The sequence below is a fragment of the Anaerofustis stercorihominis DSM 17244 genome (assembly GCF_000154825.1).
Taxonomy (GTDB): Bacteria; Bacillota; Clostridia; order Eubacteriales; family Anaerofustaceae; genus Anaerofustis; species Anaerofustis stercorihominis.
The window spans coordinates 951,571-970,000 of sequence record NZ_DS560019.1 but is presented as its reverse complement, the minus strand read 5'-3'; the positions used below and the strand labels follow the sequence as shown (position 1 = coordinate 970,000).

At 30.5% G+C, this 18,430-nt stretch carries 13 protein-coding genes; 5 read left to right on the top strand and 8 right to left on the bottom strand.

Annotated features, from left to right (window positions below):
* Positions 1-169 precede the first annotated feature (169 nt).
* The 3 genes from lysS to ANASTE_RS09340 form a co-directional block, all read right to left on the bottom strand.
* Positions 170-1,645, bottom strand: a complete 1,476-nt coding sequence (gene lysS / locus ANASTE_RS09350) for a lysine--tRNA ligase (RefSeq protein WP_007050775.1) — start codon at positions 1,643-1,645, stop codon at positions 170-172.
* A gap of 17 nt (positions 1,646-1,662) precedes the next feature.
* Entirely contained in the window at positions 1,663-2,136 is a 474-nt protein-coding gene (gene greA / locus ANASTE_RS09345) for a transcription elongation factor GreA (RefSeq protein ID WP_007050774.1), read from the bottom strand.
* Between the two features lie 78 nt (positions 2,137-2,214).
* Positions 2,215-3,090 (bottom strand): hypothetical protein, encoded by an 876-nt coding sequence (locus ANASTE_RS09340; RefSeq protein WP_007050773.1) that lies wholly within the window; start codon positions 3,088-3,090, stop codon positions 2,215-2,217.
* A 119-nt stretch (positions 3,091-3,209) separates the two neighbouring features.
* Here ANASTE_RS09340 and murI point away from each other — a divergent pair, with 119 nt between their 5' ends.
* The 5 genes from murI to ANASTE_RS09315 are packed head-to-tail and all read left to right on the top strand — an operon-like array spanning position 3,210 to position 13,178.
* Positions 3,210-4,019: a glutamate racemase gene (murI, locus tag ANASTE_RS09335; protein WP_007050772.1), complete on the top strand. Its 810-nt coding sequence runs from the start codon at positions 3,210-3,212 to the stop codon at positions 4,017-4,019.
* Between the two features lie 11 nt (positions 4,020-4,030).
* Positions 4,031-7,366 carry a PD-(D/E)XK nuclease family protein gene (locus ANASTE_RS09330; protein WP_007050771.1) on the top strand — a complete coding sequence of 1,112 codons (3,336 nt, stop codon included), beginning with the start codon at positions 4,031-4,033 and terminating at the stop codon, positions 7,364-7,366.
* Positions 7,353-10,868: a helicase-exonuclease AddAB subunit AddA gene (addA, locus tag ANASTE_RS09325; protein ID WP_007050770.1), complete on the top strand. Its 3,516-nt coding sequence runs from the start codon at positions 7,353-7,355 to the stop codon at positions 10,866-10,868. The genes ANASTE_RS09330 and addA overlap by 14 nt, the downstream gene beginning before the upstream one ends.
* Before the next feature lies 1 nt (position 10,869).
* Complete coding sequence (locus ANASTE_RS09320; RefSeq protein WP_007050769.1) at positions 10,870-12,069, top strand: nucleotidyltransferase; 1,200 nt, start codon at positions 10,870-10,872, stop codon at positions 12,067-12,069.
* 14 nt (positions 12,070-12,083) lie between these two features.
* Positions 12,084-13,178 carry a nucleoside recognition domain-containing protein gene (locus ANASTE_RS09315; RefSeq protein ID WP_007050768.1) on the top strand — a complete coding sequence of 365 codons (1,095 nt, stop codon included), beginning with the start codon at positions 12,084-12,086 and terminating at the stop codon, positions 13,176-13,178.
* 24 nt (positions 13,179-13,202) lie between these two features.
* Here the strand turns inward: ANASTE_RS09315 and ANASTE_RS09310 are convergent, their stop codons facing one another.
* The 5 genes from ANASTE_RS09310 to ANASTE_RS09290 are packed head-to-tail and all read right to left on the bottom strand — an operon-like array spanning position 13,203 to position 18,416.
* Positions 13,203-13,694, bottom strand: coding sequence for a BAR domain-containing protein (locus ANASTE_RS09310; RefSeq protein WP_007050767.1), 492 nt, complete (start codon positions 13,692-13,694; stop codon positions 13,203-13,205).
* A 2-nt stretch (positions 13,695-13,696) separates the two neighbouring features.
* Complete coding sequence (coaD, locus tag ANASTE_RS09305; protein ID WP_007050766.1) at positions 13,697-14,182, bottom strand: pantetheine-phosphate adenylyltransferase; 486 nt, start codon at positions 14,180-14,182, stop codon at positions 13,697-13,699.
* On the bottom strand, positions 14,183-14,725 hold the full coding sequence (rsmD, locus tag ANASTE_RS09300) for a 16S rRNA (guanine(966)-N(2))-methyltransferase RsmD (protein WP_039945521.1): 543 nt from the start codon (positions 14,723-14,725) through the stop codon (positions 14,183-14,185).
* A gap of 8 nt (positions 14,726-14,733) precedes the next feature.
* Positions 14,734-16,761, bottom strand: a complete 2,028-nt coding sequence (gene recG, locus ANASTE_RS09295) for an ATP-dependent DNA helicase RecG (protein WP_007050764.1) — start codon at positions 16,759-16,761, stop codon at positions 14,734-14,736.
* A gap of 2 nt (positions 16,762-16,763) precedes the next feature.
* Entirely contained in the window at positions 16,764-18,416 is a 1,653-nt protein-coding gene (locus tag ANASTE_RS09290; protein ID WP_007050763.1) for a DAK2 domain-containing protein, read from the bottom strand.
* Between the last annotated feature and the right edge of the window lie 14 nt (positions 18,417-18,430).

Below are 18,430 nucleotides of genomic sequence, written 5' to 3'. Positions count from 1 at the left end.
TCATAAAAACTTGCAGTTTTTTTCAAAAAAATTATTTTATATTTTTTTATATTTTATCGTGTATTTAATAGTTCACTAATAATCATTACCCTTAATTTAGTTTTTTATACATAGTTTCAATATAAAAAAATAAAAAAAGGATCTATTAAAGATCCTTTTATAATTAAATTTATTCTACCGGTTTCATTGTCGGGAATAAAATCACGTCCCTTATAGAACTTTGATTGGTAAGAAGCATAACCAACCTGTCTACCCCAAAACCAACTCCTCCCGTAGGCGGAAGTCCAACTTCAAGTGCATTAATAAAATCGGTATCGTAAGGATGAGCTTCATCATCCCCTGTTGCTTTCTTTTCCATTTGAGCCGCAAATCTTTCTCTTTGATCAAATGGGTCGTTAAGCTCACTAAATCCGTTACAGTATTCGTGACCTGCTATAAAAAGTTCAAACCTTTGAGTGTATCTGTCGTCATCCATACACTTCTTAGCAAGCGGAGAAATTTCCACAGGATGATGTGTAACAAAAGTAGGCTGTATCAACTTTGCTTCACAATGCTCTTCAAACACTTCTTCTATTATTTTACCAATACCCCATTCTTCTTCAGGTACTACATTTAATTTTTTAGCTTCTTCTCTTGCTACTTCTATATCTGTTATTTTATCAAAATCCACACCGGTTTCTTCGGTGATAAGGTCAACCATTTTTACTCTTCTGAACGGTGCTTTAAGTGATATTTCGTTATCACCAAACTCAACACTGGTTGTACCCAAAGTTTTACTTGCAATATATTCATACATTTTTTCGCTCATATTCATTACATCATTAAAATCCGCATATGCCTGGTATGACTCCATTGTTGTAAACTCAGGATTATGTGTTGCATCCATTCCTTCATTTCTGAATATCCTGCCGATTTCATATACTTTATCAAAACCACCTACTACCAATCTCTTTAAAGGCAGTTCGGTAGCTATTCTCATATACATAGGGATATCCAATGTGTTGTGATGTGTAATAAAAGGTCTAGCATTAGCCCCTCCCGCCAAAGTGCCTAAAACAGGAGTTTCAACTTCAACAAATCCTTCTCCGTCCATAAAATCTCTCATACATTTAACGATTTTTGAACGCATTAAAAATACATCTTTTACTTCAGGGTTCATTATCAAATCAACATATCTTTGCCTGTATCGGAGTTCAGGATCTTTTAATCCATGAAATTTTTCAGGTAAAACTTGTATTGATTTGCTAAGTAATATGACTTTTTCTACTCTAACGGAGATCTGACCTCTTTGAGTCTTGAATACTTCACCGTCAACGCCCAGAATATCTCCAATATCATATGCTTTTATCAAAGCATATTCATCTTCGCCTACCACATCTTTCTTTATGAACAGCTGAATTCTGCCGCTTGAATCCATAAGGTCATAAAAACCTACTTTTCCCTGACCTCTTTTGGACATAAGTCTTCCGGCAAGCTTTACTTTCTTACCTTCATATTCTTCAAACTTTTCATTAATATCTTTACAGTAAGCATTATATTCAAATCTGCTTTCTTTATATGGATATTTGCCGTCATTGGTTAATTCATTAAATTTATCAATTCTTACTTTAACTACTTCAGGTGCGTTATCATAGAAATCACTCATACTTTTCCCCTACCTTATTATTTAACTTCCAATATTTTTAAATCCACTATACCGTCAGGAACTTGAACTTTTGCAATTTCACCGACTTTTTTACCGAGAAGAGCACTTCCGATAGGTGATTCATTGGATATTTTGTTATTGTCCAAATCAACTTCTTCACTGCCTACAATAGTATAAACAACTTCCTCATCAAAGTCAGTATCATATACTTTAACATCGCTTCCGAGAGAAACTACACCGCTTGCTTTATTGGCATCATCAAATATAACCGCATTTTTAAGTTTATATTCGATTTCTCTTATTTCCCCTTCTATAAAACCTTGTTCCTGTTTTGCTTCATCGTATTCGGCATTTTCACTTAAATCCCCGAATTCTCTGGCAGCTTTTATCTTAGATGCTACTTCGTGTCTTTTTACATCTTTTAGATAATTCAGTTTTTCTTCTAATTCTTTATATCCTTTTTTTGATAAAATTACTTCTTTATCAGCCATTTTGATACCTCTTAATTTTTATTTCTAATTCTCAATCAATCTGTATATTATAAATACTAAGGACATTCCTGTCAAGTATTACTCTTCATTAAAAAAAATCATTTTAAAACATTTTTCATATAAATATTTATCCATATCTACATTTATTATGTCATTCTTACTTTTTACTACTTTATCCTCATACATAAGAGCTTCCACGAAAGATAATTCTAAATTTTTAACATTGCTTCTTTCAATAATAATATTTGGGCATCTAACTTTTACATTATTGATTTTTCGTTTTGCCTCTACTATCTCTTTATTTTTATACAGTGAAATATAATTATCAGTTTTTATAATGTTTATTTTATCACTGAATGTTTCACTGCTTAAATCAAATATCAACTCGCAGCTTTTAGAAGAATTTATATCTTTACTTACATATATACTGCTTCCAATATCATTTAAAATATTACCTGAGATATTATCTCCTAAATAAGGATTATTAACAAAGAAAATAACAAGTGGAAAATATTCACAAATCATTTTGATGTATTCATAATTTGACTTGCCGTCTATCATTAAACCAATTTGAGTTTTATCGGGATACTCAATGATCTTTTTTGCCTTTTCAAATAAGACTTTAAAACGAAGTTCCATTCCGTTTAATATCATCAAACTGATATCTTTAAATATTTCCGAGTCAACATCACTTTCCAAACAAAGGAATTTTATATCTTCTTCTTCGATTAATTTATTAATTCTATCCAGATTACGTCCTTTTATTATTTCGTCATTACTGACGAACAAACTCTTTCCAATCAATTTAAAGCTATTATCTTTAATATCCGAAGGATCTATCATTTTAGAATATCCAAAAAATAGTTTATATAACTTGTTTATAAATAACTCTTTTTTAGTCAAAACAAAATCCTTTTTATATATATCATAATTAAAAACATAAAAAAATTTCATATTCACTCCCTGTAACTACTATAAATCATATTATTTATATCTGTTTTAATGTTATGTTTTTTGTGATAGAATAATCACTGAGAATATTTAAAAATTTTACATAAAGAGGTCATATTTTAATGAATAAAAATCAACCTATAGGTATACTGGACAGCGGAGTGGGTGGACTTACAGTCTTCAAACAAACCGAAAGACTTTTGCCTAATGAAAATATAATATATTTGGGCGATACAAAAAGAATGCCATACGGAAACAAAAGCGAAGAAGAAATAATAATACTTGCAAATAAAATGATAAGTTATTTGGAAGAACAAGATGTAAAGGCGGTCCTGCTCGCCTGCAACACGATTTCTTCTCATATCGAAAAACTTACTTCAAAAGTCCCTATATTTAGTATAGTAAAAGCGGGAAGTGAATTAGCAACAAAAAAATCAAGTGAAACAAATGTTGATTTAATAGGACTTATAGCAACAAAAGCAACGGTAAACAGCGGCTCATACAATAAAGAGATACATAAATTAAATAAAGATATAAATATAATATCAAATGATTCTACGAGACTGCCAAAAGTAATAGATAGTCAAATAGAAAACAAACCTCTTTTAAATCAGCTTATCAAAGAATGTATAGAACCTATTATTGATAAAGAGAAAAATGTCAAAAATTTGATATTGGGCTGTTCCCATTTTCCTATAATAGAAAAGGAAATAAATGATATATATAATGATTTGACCTTACTTGACCCTGCAGAGCAAATGGTGGAAAACGTAAGGAAATATTTAAAAGATAAAGATTTACTAAAAGATAACGGAACAAGTCATAAGACCCTTTATACTACAGCTGATATACTGGAATTTGTCTCTTATATTAAAAGACTTAAAATCAACATCGACAAACTTGAAAAAATAAAACTCTTTGAAAATGATTAAGGATAACGATAATGATAAAAATCATACTAAGTTATATTGAAGAAAAAGCTTTTTTTAAAGCAAGCAAAGATATCAGAAATGAACTTGAAAATCAAAATGTGAATAAAATATTTTTCTTAGTCCCCGAACAATTTACCGTAGAAGCAGAAAGAATGCTTACGGATAAACTAAGTGCAAAGGGACTTATTGATATTGAAGTACTTAGTATAAAAAGGCTTACAAACAGAATACTGTCAAAGACAAGAAGCGAAATGCCTCCCGTGCTTGATGACAGCGGGAAAAGTATGATAATCAAAGTTATCTTAAATAAATTAAAAAACGAACTCACATGCTTTAAATCTTTAACAAACAAAGCATCTTTCAACGAAAACTTAAGTGAATTATTCAGCGAGCTAAAAAAGAGTAATGTGGCAAGCGAAGATTTAAACCCGGATAATTTTAATAATAAAAACGAAGAAGATTACTTTTATAAAAAGTCTTTGGATATACATAAAATATATAAAGCTTATAATGATTTCCTATCTGATGATTTTATTGATTTTGACGATATAACTTTATATGCAAGTTCCGTACTTGATAATGTAAGATTTTTAGATAATACCGGTATTTATTATTTTGGATTTGAAGGGTTTGACAGAAACGTGTATAGCCTTATTGAGGCTATTTCAAAGAAGAACATAAATCAAACTTTTCTTTTTACAACCAACACGAAAGAAGATACCAATAATGAATCATATAGAATAATTGATGATACATTATACAAATTAAAAAAACTTGCAGAAAATAACGATGAAGAAGTTGTCACCGAAATAGATAAAGAAGACGAGAAAGAAAAAGATATTAAATTCCTAGCAGACAATATATTTTCATACGACACAAAAACCTTTGATGACGAAATCAATAATATAGAAATTTTTAAAGCTTCCACGATATATGAAGAAGTTGAGATGACAGCTCTTAATATACTTAAATTGATAAAAGAAGAAAATGCGGACTTTAAAGACATTCAAGTACTGCCTTCTGATTATGATACTTATAAAGAAATAATAAGCGAGACATTCAAGAAGCATAATATCAGCTTTTTTCTGGATAATACGACCAGTATAATGGATACCAATATACTTAGAGGCATTTTAAAAATATTAAATATAGTAGAAGGAAACTTCAAAACACACGACATTATATCCTTTTTAAAGACAGGCTTGACAGACTTATCCAAAACCGATATAGAAACTTTTGAAAATTACGCTCTCGAATTCGGTATCAAAGGAACTATGTGGACAGCTGATTTTAAAAGAAATAATCCGGATAATGAATATGACTTGGCTTATTTGAATGAAAAAAAAGATGAATTGATGTTGCCTTTAATTACTCTGAGAAATGATTTAAAAGATAAAACATCGGTCAAAGAAATAACAAATATCTTTTATGATTTCCTGGAAGAATTCGGGTTATATGAAAAAATCATTACTCTCGTAAACAAATTTAAATATAAAGAGGACTTTGAAAATGCGAATAAATATGCTCAAATTCACAACAGTATAATTACCGCACTGGAACAAATTTATGATTTCCTGGGAAATGAAGAACTCTCATTAAGCGAGTACACCAAAGTATTGGAAAGCGGATTTAACGCACTTAAAATAGGTATCATCCCCTCGACCATCGACAGCGTAAATATAGCAAGCCTATCGAGGAGCAGGAGCAGTGAAATCAAATATTTATTTATTTTGGGAGTAAATGATGGAGTGCTTCCAAGCAACTTCTCAAATTCAGGAGGTATCTTCTCAAACAAAGAAAAACTTAAGGCTATCAATGAAGGTATTAATTTAAGGACTACGGAACAGTACAAAATAGATGAGGAAAGATATTTTTTGACAAGCGTAATATTAAAAACCGAAAAGAAGATTTTTCTTTCATATCCTATTACCGGTTCTAACGGAGACGAACTCCTTCCAAGTTCCATTATCTTTAAAATTCAGGATACAATGCCTAAACTTAAAGTTAAAACTCTCGATAAAAACAACTTTGAAGATAACTTAAGTTTAATATCCAATTATGAAGCAACATTTAAATATTTACTAAACAATAAACTGCATAAAAACAGCAGTTATAAAGTAAATACTCTATGGGATACATTGTATGACTTATATAAAGAAGATGATAAAGGCAAGTACTTGATAGATATTATGAACAGTGCATTATCCTTTAACAACAAAGCCGTAATAAAAAATAAAAAATTAATAGATGAAATATATAAAGGTGAAATAGTAACAAGTATAAGCAGACTGGAAACCTATGCAAAATGTCCTTTCAGTTACTTTGTTTCTTATGCACTTAAACCTAAAGAAAGAAAGAAAAATGAAATAAATAAACCGGATATAGGAAATATCCTCCATGAAATCATATCGGAATTTTCGAGAAAGATAATAGATAAAGAAATAAAGCCGGAAAATATAGAAAAAGCAGAAGTTGAAAAAATCTCTTTTGATATAACAAGTGAGATAATAGATAAGTATTCTTCCGGAAAGTTTAAAAATATAATTAACAGTGCTTACTTTAAAAATAAGCTTCTTCGTAATGCTTCTTACTCTTTAAATACTATTATATCGGAGCTTAATAGGAGTAACTTTAAAATAACATCTACGGAAAGCAAATTCAGCGAAGAAAATGAAGGAGCAATAAAAATCGTTACAAATAAAAATCACCTAATGACTATTCACGGAATAATAGACAGAGTAGATACTTACGAAGACGATAAGGGAAGATATGTTAAGGTAATAGACTATAAAACAGGAAATGCCACTTTTGATTTTATAAAAAGTTACTATGGCATAAGTATGCAGCTGCCCATATATTTGACTGCCTCAACAAATAATGATGACAAAAAACCTGCAGGGGCTTTCTATTTTAAAATCACACCTCCTATAGAAAATATAAAAAACTCATCTTCATTTGAAGAAATAAAAGAAGCGGTAAAAGAGAATAAACTTGACGGAGTAGTTTTGGATGATAAAGAATTAATGGATAAAATCGATAATAATAAGAACTCCATCAAGGTCAACAGAGATAAAACAAACATGCTTTCAAGCGAGGACTTTTCAAATTTAATCATTCATACAAAGAACAAAGCAAAGGGAATAATAGACGACATAGCAGAGGGTAAAATAGAAATTCATCCTTATATGGATAAAAACAACTCTACACCTTGTGAATGGTGCAAGTATAATAATATTTGCAAATTTGATACATGCTTTAAAGATAATAACTATAATAAACTTAGCAATTTATCTAATAAAGAAATAAAGGAATTATTATCAAAGGAGGCAGAAAATGAACTGGACTAAAAGCCAAAGTGATGCTATCAACACAGATAATAAAAACCTCCTTATAAGTGCAGGAGCGGGATGCGGAAAAACAGCGATCCTTACTAACAGGATAATAAGGTTGATGTTAGAAGAAAAAACAGATATAGATAAATTTCTTGTAGTTACCTTTACAAATGCAGCGGCAAGCGGAATGAAAGAAAAAATAAGAAAACTTCTTTATTCCAAAATAAAAGAAAAAAACAATGATAAAAGATATCTGTTTGACCAAATTTCAAATCTTGAAAAAGCCAATATATCTACTCTCCACTCATTTTGCATAAGCGTAATAAGGGAGTATTATCACCTTGTGGATGTAGATCCGGCATTCAAAATAATAGATTCAACCAATGCAAATATACTCATGGATGAAGCATTTGACATGCTTTTTGAAGATAGATACAAAAAAGAAGATAAGGATTTTATAAATACTTCCATATCTTATTCCTTTAATGCCGATGAAGAAGAATTTAAAAACATTTTAAAAGAAATATATTTCTTTATATACAACAGACCAAATCCATTTAAATGGCTGAGAGAAAAAGTGGATTTATTTAACGATGATTTCAATGATATAGAAAATAGTATGTTTATAGACATAATCAAAGATAAGATAAACGGATATTTATCTTTGGCACTCAATTATTCATCTAAGGCTAAAGATAAAGCAATTAGATATGAAGCAAATGACGATTTACTGGAAATTTTAAATATGGATCTGGACGGGCTTAAAAACACACAAAATCTTTTGATAAATAATTTAGAAAAATTTATCACCTTAAAACCCGCCGATATATTTAAAAGGTTTAAAGCGGGAGGATTAAAAGGAGAAGAAAAGGCAGAAGTTCAAAATCTTAGAAACGAAAGTAAGGATATACTAAAAAAAGCATTAAATATTTTAACTTTTAATTATAAAGATATTATAGATGTAGTTCATGAGCTTTATCCTCATATGAAAACCATTGAGCAGGCAATCATTGATTTTGATGCATATTACTCCCATTTAAAATCCGAAAAAGGAGTCCTTGAATTCAAAGATACCGAGCATTTATGTCTTAAAATACTTGAAGACGAAAAAGCCAGAGAAGAAATATTATCAAAGTTTGACTATGTTTTCGTCGATGAATATCAGGATACAAACCTCGTTCAGGAAGCTATAATCAATAAGGTAATAAAAGAAAACAATCTATTTACCGTCGGAGACGTGAAACAAAGTATATATCGTTTCAGGCAGGCAGAACCGGAAATATTTTTAGATAGAATAAAAAATTATAAGAAAGATGAAAAAATAAACAAAACCGTTTATATGAATACCAACTTCAGGACAAATAAAAATATAATAACCGGTATAAATACTTTATTTGAAAAGATAATGTCTAAAAAAACAGGAAAAATAAACTATGATGAAAATGAACGGTTAATAGCCGGCAGAGATGAAGAAATAGAAAGTAAAATCGAAGTTCATCTTATCAATAAGGATACAGCCGGTGTTGACTCCTTTGACTCAGAGTTAAGTGAACTCAGCACAGAAGAAAACGAAATAACCTATATCGCATTGATGATAAATAACCTTATCGGTACCGATATCTACGATCCCGAATTAAAAGAATACAGAAAAGTTAAGTTCAGCGATATATGTATTCTTCACAGAAGTGCAAACACACGAATTAAAAACGTTAAAGAAATATTCAATAAATACTCCATTCCGGTAACGAGCGAAAAAGAAATAGAATATTTTAAGACCCTTGAAATTGAAACTATCAAAGACTTCCTGAGCATAATAAACAACTTTAAAGATGACATTACCCTTCTTTCAGTAATGAGAAGTCCGATATTTAATTTCACAGTAGACGAATTGTTGGAAATAAAAATTTCCACTAGAGAAAGTCATTACTACAAAAGCATAATGTCTTTTATAAATAAAGAAAATGTAAATATAACTTTAAAAGATAAAGTAAAAAATATGCTTAAAGTAATAAATGATTACAGTGATAGAAGTCTATATACATCAGTCCCGGATTTAATATCAAACATCTATGAAGAAACAAATATAATGGATTATATGAGCGCTCTTCCCTTCGGAAATATAAGAGTCAATAATATGAAGACACTGCTCATAAAAGCTAATGAATATGAAAGTTTTTCAAATGAAGGATTATATGGATTTATCAACTTCATGGACTACGCCAAAATTCAAAGCGAAAGCGGATATGCTTTCAGCGAAGACAGCGAGAACAGCGTAAACTTTATGTCCATACACAAAAGCAAAGGTCTTGAGTTCCCGATAGTCATTTTAATGGGATGTCACAAAATGTTTAATATGCTTGACACAAAAAAACCTATAATGTTAAACAAGGATTTGGGAATATGCCCTTCGTTAATTGATTTGGATAACAAGTATAAAGTAGACAGTATATTTAAGATTTGTGCAAAAATAGTTGAAAACAATGAAATATTAAGCGAAGAAATGAGACTTTTATATGTTGCTTTAACAAGAGCTAAAGAAAAACTGATACTTACCGCATATTCAAAAGACACAAAGAAACTCATTGATAACCTGCCGAGCAATATAACACCATACTCCGTAGAATTTTCCAATTCGTATTTAGAATGGATAATGCAGGGGATCTTACCAAATAAAATATACGAAGAAGAGAATAATATCATTTACGAAGATAATAATTTCATAGTATATAATAACAAAATAGAAGACTTATTAACAGAGTTATCAACAAGCTATATTAATCAAAAAGATGATGATTTTTATTTAGATGATAAAATTATAAATAAAATCAAAGATGATTTAAACTTCAAGTATAAAAATATAGTAAATACCACTATCCCAAGAAAAGCAGGAGTGAGCAGTCTTAAAAACGTAGATTTGCTGGAAGTGGGAAACAATGTGATAAACTTAAGTGAAGCACCGAAATTTAAACAAGAAAAATCGGTCCTTTCAAGTGCAGAAAAAGGAAACATCATCCATTTTATATTCGAAATAATTGACATAGATAAACTAAAAAAAACTGAAAATATAAAAGCAGAAATAGATACTCAAATCAGAGAATTTATAAATAAAAAAATGATTAAACAAGAAGAAGTCGATAATATAGACATCAATTATATTTATAATTTCTTTGATAGCAATATAGGAAAAGAATTGATACACTCTAAAAAAATATACAGGGAACTTCCGTTTAACTTAGCCTTAAAAGCAAAGGATATATCTGAAAAGTGGAAGGATAGCGAAGAAGAAATTCTTGTTCAGGGAATTATAGATTTAACGTTTGAAACAAAAGACGGAGCTATGATACTCGTAGACTATAAAACAAATCATTACAATAATGAAAGTGAGAAGAAAGAACTTCTAAAAGGATTTGAAATACAGCTAAACTATTATAAAAGAGCTATATCTACTTTGATGAATAAAAATGTAAAGCACAGCTACATATACTTTTTAAGTAAAAATGAAATAGAAGAGGTTTAACATGAAGACTGTCGGAATAGTCAGTGAATATAACCCTTTTCATAACGGTCATAAATATCAGATTGAAAAGGTAAAAAAAGAACTGAATGCGGATAATGTAGTTTGCATAATGAGCGGCAACTATACTCAAAGAGGAGAGTTATCGATAATCGATAAATATAAAAAATCGGAAATCACCGTTAATAACGGCGCCGATTTAGTTATTGAGCTCCCTTTTGTTTATGCATGCTCCACAGCAGAAATCTTTTCTTCTTCCGCAGTCAGGATTTTAAATAGTTTAGGTATAATAGACCATTTATGCTTTGGAATGGAAGACAGTGAAAAATTAAAAGAAATAATATCGGTCTGCAATTTTCTTTTAAAAGAAAGTGAAGAATATAAAGTTAAACTTAAAGAGTATTTAAACAAAGGATATTCTTATATATTATCCAGAGAAAATGCGGTTAAAGATATATTGGATATTGACACTTCTTTTATGAGTTCTCCCAACAATATTTTGGCAATGGAGTATATTAAAGAACTTATAAAGCTAAAATCAAATATAAAACCTTATCCAATAAAAAGAACTGCTTCATACAAGAGTACAGACAGTAATAATCAGTTTCTGAGCGCATTTGGGATCAGAGAAAAAATACTATCGGGAGAGGATATAAATAGTTATGTTCCCGGTAACTCTATCAAATATTATTTAAATCTGAATAAATCTAATTCTAAAATCATAGATGATTGTTTTATCACTATAAAAAACATTATTTTATCAATGGACAGTGAAGACCTATATAAATACGCGGATATGGAAATAGGTCTTAATAACAGAATTTATAAGAATATTTTTGATAGTAAAAATGTAAAAGACTTACTCGACAAAGTATCTACCAAAAGATATACAAAGAACAGGATAAGAAGGATTTTAATCCATATACTTACAAACTACACCAAGGATGAACTTAATAAATATAAAACCCATACTCCTAAGTTTATTAAAGTATTGGGGTTTAATGATAACGGAAGAGAATTATTAAAACAGATAAAGAATAATGATATAAAAATATTTAATAATTATAATAAAGATATAAACAAATTAAATGATGTGGATATTGAAATAATCAAGAAAAATATTAAAGCGGATAATATATATAATGTAAACCACGATAAATTTAATCTTGACTTTTATAAAATGGCATTTTATAAGGACAAGTAACATATATTTAAAATATGAAAAAGAAAAATTTTTTATATTTTATAATTTTAATGACGATTTTAATATATTTATTTATAGAAACAAAAACAGCTATGGCTGCGGTCAAAGAAGGCGGTCTGCTGTTTTTTAACAGTGTACTCCCCTCTTTATTTCCCTTTCTTGTACTTTCCAATATGTTTTTCAAATTAGACTACGCAAAATATATGGCAACGATATTCTCTCCGTTCATGTCTAAATATTTTAAATTAAGCGGTAAAGGTGCATATCCTCTTATTACAAGCATGATTTCGGGTTATCCTATAGGGAGCAAAACAGTTAGTGAAATGTACTTAAATAATCAGCTTTCATATAACGAAGCAAATAAACTTATTTCAATTTGCTCGACACCGGGACCTATATTTGTCATTGGAACGGTAGCAACCGCATTTTTAAATCTTCCAAAAGCCGGTCTCATAATACTTCCAAGCATTTATATGGCACTGTTTATATATGCTCGATTATTTTTTAAAAGAGAAAATCATACCCTTTTAAGTTCAAATAAACAAACATATAAAAAGCATTATAACATCGGAAAGATATTTGCAGAAAGCGTAAGCAACAGCATGGATACCCTAATAAACGTACTGGGATACATAATGTTTTTTTCTCTTGTTATAAATCTAATGGATACTACTCTACTTACTAATCTGGATATCCTTCCTTTTAAACTCAATATGTTTTTATCTAATTTTATTAAAGGCATTATGGAAATGACAATAGGTATCAAAGGACTGAGCGAACTTAATTTTATCTCTGCTCCTATTATGATAGGTGTAATAACTTTCCTTTTGTCATTTGGAGGCTTATGTGCGAATATGCAGTGTATTTCATTCATTTCAAACACTGATTTAAGCATAGGCAAATATCTATTATCAAAGCTATCCCTTGGTTTGATATCGGGAGGAATATCATATTTATTGAGCTTTATTTTCATTAGAGATACAACACTTACATTTAATATAGGAATGAAAATACCATTTATGTTTAACTTAACATCTTCGTTGATATTTGTAACGGTATATACTTTTACTTTAATAACCCTTATAACTTTAATAAAAAAAGAGATATGATTTCATATCTCTTTTAAAGTCTAATTATTTTTCTTCTCTTACTTCCGGCGGTCTCGAATTTGTAGCAGATTTTCTAAGTTCTTTAAGCTCTACTTTATTATCTTCCACTACATTGATCATATCCCTTAATTTATCTTGAAGATCCTTAAGCATTGCGGCAGAATACTCTATGGAACCTATCCTCATGTTAAGCGATTCCGTATTAGCCTTTTTAAGCATATCTTCTGCTTTATTGTATGCACTTCTGGTAATTTCATCAGAATCGATAAGCTCTTTAACTTTTCTTTCTGCGGCATTCATGATTTTGTTTGCTTCTCTTTCCGCATTGCCTATAATCATTTTTTCTTGTTCATTTATTCTTATTGCGTCTTTTAAATCTCCCGGCATTTCAGCTCTGATTTCATCCAATAAATCAAGGACCTCATCTGGATCCACAATAATCTTTGTAGAAAAAGGAACAGTAGCACCATTTTCAACTAAATCTTGAAGTTTATCCAATAATTCCAATACTTTCATATTTACTCTCCCTTATATTTTTCTATAAGTGCTTTATTAACACATTCAGGAACCATAGTAGAAACATCTCCTCCAAATTCCGCAATCTGTTTAATATTACTTGAAGAAACATATGTATATTCATTACTTGCAACAAAAAATACACTTTCTACTTCCTTGTTGAGTTTCCTGTTTATGGTCGCCATTTGAAACTCATATTCAAAATCCGTTAAAGCCCTAAGACCTCTTATTAAAATATAAGTATCTTTTATATTGCAGTAATCAGCAATAAGACCGGTATAAACATCGACCTCAACTCTATCTCCCAAGTCTTTTATACTCTCTTTAAGAAATCTGACTCTTTCGTCAAGCGAAAACAAATGAGATTTTGTGGTATTTTCCATAAGTACCACATATATTTTATCAAAAACTTTTGCCCCTCTTTTTATTATATCAACGTGACCGCTGGTAATAGGGTCAAAGCTTCCTGCATATATTGCTTTCTTCATTTAATCCTCCGTAACAAAAAAGTCAATACTTGTAAGAGAATAAGACTTTGTTTTTATATTAACCAATTTTTCAACCGGCTCAAGAGGTATATTTTTATCATGTTCGACAATCAATATCCCATCTTTACATAGTATATCACATTTAACGATATTTTCTATCAAATTTTTTAGTTTTTCATAATTATATGGCGGATCCAAAAATATGACATCAAACTTATCCTTTGTGGTATTTACAAAGCTTATGGCATCTTTTTTTATTACGGTGCTCTGATCTATGCACTTAGTCTTTTTTATATTTTTCTTAATCAGACGAAAGCTGTCCATATTATTATCTACAAAAATACTTTTTTTACACCCTCTGCTTATAGCTTCTATTCCTATTGCTCCGCTTCCGGCAAATAAATCCAAAAATAAGCTATCAGGTATATAAGGCATGATTATATTGAATAAATCTTCTTTTATCCTGTCTGTGGTTGGTCTTACTCTTCTGTCCTTGGGATTTTCTAAATTGGTCCCTCTCATTTTTCCTGCTATTACTCTCATATTTACCTCTAATTCCACGTAATATCTTTTGTAACATTATTATACTTATTTTTTATATATTTCAAATAATTTCGGTTCACTTCATTATCATCATTCAATATTTTATCCATTGCCATTTTGGATTTATTGAATAATTCGCTGTTTTCGATTAATTTATATATATTATATCCGCCCTTACCGCTTTGTCGGTAACCGAGGATATCTCCGCTTCCTCTCGTTTTTAAATCAAACAAGGCGATTTCAAACCCGTCATTATTTTTTGATAGGAAATTAAGACGTTCAATACTTTTTTTACTTGGATTTTCGCTTAAAAGTATGCAGTAAGAATCTTTATCATTTCTTCCCACTCTCCCTCTCAGCTGATGAAGTGACGCAAGCCCGAACCTGTCAGCACCTTCTATTATTATAAGTGTTGCGTCTTTACTGTCGATCCCTACTTCTATTACGCTTGTAGCGATAAGAGCACTTATTTCACCTTTATAGAAATCTTCCATTATTTTTTCTTTTTCTTCTTCATCCATTTTCCCATGTATCAAAGCAGCATTTACATTTTTAAAGTATGTTTTTTTTAATTTTTTATAAGTTTTTTCCGCTGCCTCCAAATCATCACTGTCTATTGAAGGGCATACAACATATACTTGATTTTTTTTAGCTATTTCCTTAAGTGCAAATCTATATATCCTGTCATAATATGAATAATCTTTAAAATACGTTTTTATTTCTTTTCTGTTTCCCGGTTTTTTATCAATGATACTTACATCCAAATCCTTATATATACTTAGCGTAAGAGTTCTAGGGATTGGAGTTGCACTCATAACAAGAGTATGCACACTCTCTCCTTTTTTATCTAAAAATCCTCTCTGTGCCACACCGAACCTATGCTGTTCGTCTATGACCGCCAACCCCAGATTATTATATTTTACTTTAGTTGAGAATACCGCATGAGTCCCCACTATTATTTTACTTTCTCCACTCTCTATTCTCTCATAAGCTTCCCGCTTTTCCTTAGCCGTCATTTTGGAATGTAATAATTCAACATTAACATCAAGTTTATCAAATATCTCTTTTATACTTTCAAAATGCTGCATTGCAAGTATTTTGGTTGGAGCACAAAAAGCTGCCTGATAACCATTTGTGATAGCCAAGTATATTGAATATAGAGCAACTATTGTCTTTCCGCTCCCAACATCCCCTTGAACCAGCCTATTCATTTTAACTCCTGACATTAAATCCTCTTCGATTTCGGAAATTACTTTATTTTGCGAAGGAGTCAGTTTAAAAGGAAGCAAATTCATAAATTTATCTTTATTTATTACCTCAAATATTTCTCCCTTTTTACCAAGGTTTAAATTTTTATTTAAAATAATAGATAAATTAAATCCGCAGAATTCATCGAAAGTCATTCTCTCATTGGCTTTTAAAGTATCTTCCAGTGTTTTGGGTTCATGAATATTTTTATATGCTTCATCAAGCGAAATAAGACCATATTCCTTTTTTATATCATAAGGAATATAATCTATGATATCTATTTTAGTCAGGGCGGATAATATGAACTTTTTAAAATCTTTATTCGTAAGTTTATTTTTTGCAGATAGTGGGTAAATCGGATTAAGTCCGTTTTTGATCGAAACATTATCTTCTAATTTCGAATACTTTGGAGATACTATTTCAAGGTAATTTCCGTTCCTCTCTACTTTTCCATATAGTTTATACTCAACATCTTTTTTAAAATAAGAATATATATATGGATTATTAAAGAAGGTAGCATAAAAAATACTACCTTCGCTTAAGAATTTAATCTTTGTTATTTTTAAATTTTTTCTAACTATCCTGGTTTTAAGAGCTTCCAAAAAAGTACATTTTACCAAAGCTTTTGTTCCGGGTCTTACTTTACTTATAGAAGTTATATCACCTACAACTTCATAAGTCCTGGGATAATAGTCGAGTAAATCTTCTAAGGTATAAATCCCCATACTATTTAAAGCTTGTTCTTTTTTCTCTCCAACACCCTTTAAATCGCTTAATTTATAACTCATTTTTATTCTACGCTAACAATATAATAATATAAAGGCTGTCCTCCGTATGTTATTTCAACATCTAAGTCGGAATATTTTTCTTCAACCAATTTACCTATTTTTTCGGCATCTGCCTCTTTTACATCTTCTCCGTAATAAATACTTATAAGTTCGCTGTCATCATCTACCATTTCATCGATCAAACTTAATGTCGCTTCACTTATATCTTTTGTATCGGCAACTATATCTGAACCTAATATACCTAAAATATCACCTTCGGATATTTTCTTTTCGCCTATGCTCGTATCTCTTACAGCAAAAGTTACTTGTCCCGTTTTTACTTCTTCCATAGCCTCACTCATATTTTCTGCATTATCTTCAATACTTGAGTCAGGTTCAAATACCATGAGAGCTGCTATACACTCCGGAATGGTCCTTGTTTTAACAACTTCGATATTCTTTTCGCTTATTTCTTTTGCCTGAGTTGCCGCCATAATGATATTCTTATTATTAGGCATTAAGATATAATTTTTACCGTTGGTGTTATCTATTATATCAAGGAAATCCTGAGTTGAAGGGTTCATTGTCTGACCTCCTTCGATAACATAATCCATACCAAGGTCTTTCAAAATTTTACTCATACCGCTTCCCGCAGCGACACCTATAAAGATATAGTCTTTTTCTTCCGATGAATATTTTTCTTCTTCTTTTTTATTCTCTTCTTCGCTCTTAACGATTATTTCATTATGCTGTTCACGCATATTTTCTATCTTTATCTTGGAAAGGTCTCCGCATGTTGCTGCCATTTTCATCGCATTCCAAGGAACATTTGTATGAACATGGATTTTTATGATACCATTATCGTGAACTGCAACCAGCGAATCGCCGATAGGAGTCAATTTATCTTTTAAAGCTGCTGTCAAAGCACTTTCATATTTTAAGTTTTCTTTATGAACTTTAATTAAAAATTCAGTGCAGTATCCGTATTTTATATCGGAAGAATCGATTTCAAAACCCTTTACTCCGCTTTCTTCCTTTTCTACTTCTTCAACGTCAATGAATATAACTTCCTCGCCTCTAAGTACCTTTAATGCACCTTCAAATAAACAAAGAAGCCCTCTTCCTCCGGCATCCACAACTCCCGCTTCTTTTAAAACAGGTAGTAAGTTTGGAGTATTTTGAAGAGATTTTTCTCCCGCATCGAGTACATGAGAAACAAATTCTTCCACATTGGAATAACTCTTTCCATGTTCTTTTGCAAATTCATTCATTTCTCTTGCAACGGTAAGTATCGTTCCTTCGGTAGGCTTCATAACAGCTCTGTAAGCCATTTTAGTAGAAAGTTCAAATGCACCTATCAAAGAATCGATATCTATCTCTTTAACGTCTTTTAAACCTTTGGCAAAACCTCTGAAAAGCTGAGATAAAATAACTCCCGAGTTTCCTCTGGCACCCATAAGAGCACCGCTTGACATACTTGCGGCAACATCTCCTATTTTATCGCTCGTTACTTTACTCATCTCTTCTACCGCTGTCTTAACGGTAAGAGACATATTCGTTCCGGTATCTCCGTCCGGAACAGGGAAAACATTTAGGTTATTGACCATTTGTTTATTGTTTTCCAAATTGGCATAAGCGCCTTTTAACACTTTTTTAAACATACTTGCATCTATCATATCCTAAAACCTCG

What these genes read in the sequence shown, in the direction of transcription:
- lysS (WP_007050775.1), bottom strand. Translation starts at nt 1,645, where the DNA reads ATGAGTGATTTCTATGATAACGCACCTGAAGTAGTTAAAGTAAGAATT.
- greA (WP_007050774.1), bottom strand. Translation starts at nt 2,136, where the DNA reads ATGGCTGATAAAGAAGTAATTTTATCAAAAAAAGGATATAAAGAATTA.
- ANASTE_RS09340 (WP_007050773.1), bottom strand. Translation starts at nt 3,090, where the DNA reads ATGAAATTTTTTTATGTTTTTAATTATGATATATATAAAAAGGATTTT.
- murI (WP_007050772.1), top strand. Translation starts at nt 3,210, where the DNA reads ATGAATAAAAATCAACCTATAGGTATACTGGACAGCGGAGTGGGTGGA.
- ANASTE_RS09330 (WP_007050771.1), top strand. Translation starts at nt 4,031, where the DNA reads ATGATAAAAATCATACTAAGTTATATTGAAGAAAAAGCTTTTTTTAAA.
- addA (WP_007050770.1), top strand. Translation starts at nt 7,353, where the DNA reads ATGAACTGGACTAAAAGCCAAAGTGATGCTATCAACACAGATAATAAA.
- ANASTE_RS09320 (WP_007050769.1), top strand. Translation starts at nt 10,870, where the DNA reads ATGAAGACTGTCGGAATAGTCAGTGAATATAACCCTTTTCATAACGGT.
- ANASTE_RS09315 (WP_007050768.1), top strand. Translation starts at nt 12,084, where the DNA reads ATGAAAAAGAAAAATTTTTTATATTTTATAATTTTAATGACGATTTTA.
- ANASTE_RS09310 (WP_007050767.1), bottom strand. Translation starts at nt 13,694, where the DNA reads ATGAAAGTATTGGAATTATTGGATAAACTTCAAGATTTAGTTGAAAAT.
- coaD (WP_007050766.1), bottom strand. Translation starts at nt 14,182, where the DNA reads ATGAAGAAAGCAATATATGCAGGAAGCTTTGACCCTATTACCAGCGGT.
- rsmD (WP_039945521.1), bottom strand. Translation starts at nt 14,725, where the DNA reads ATGAGAGTAATAGCAGGAAAAATGAGAGGGACCAATTTAGAAAATCCC.
- recG (WP_007050764.1), bottom strand. Translation starts at nt 16,761, where the DNA reads ATGAGTTATAAATTAAGCGATTTAAAGGGTGTTGGAGAGAAAAAAGAA.
- ANASTE_RS09290 (WP_007050763.1), bottom strand. Translation starts at nt 18,416, where the DNA reads ATGATAGATGCAAGTATGTTTAAAAAAGTGTTAAAAGGCGCTTATGCC.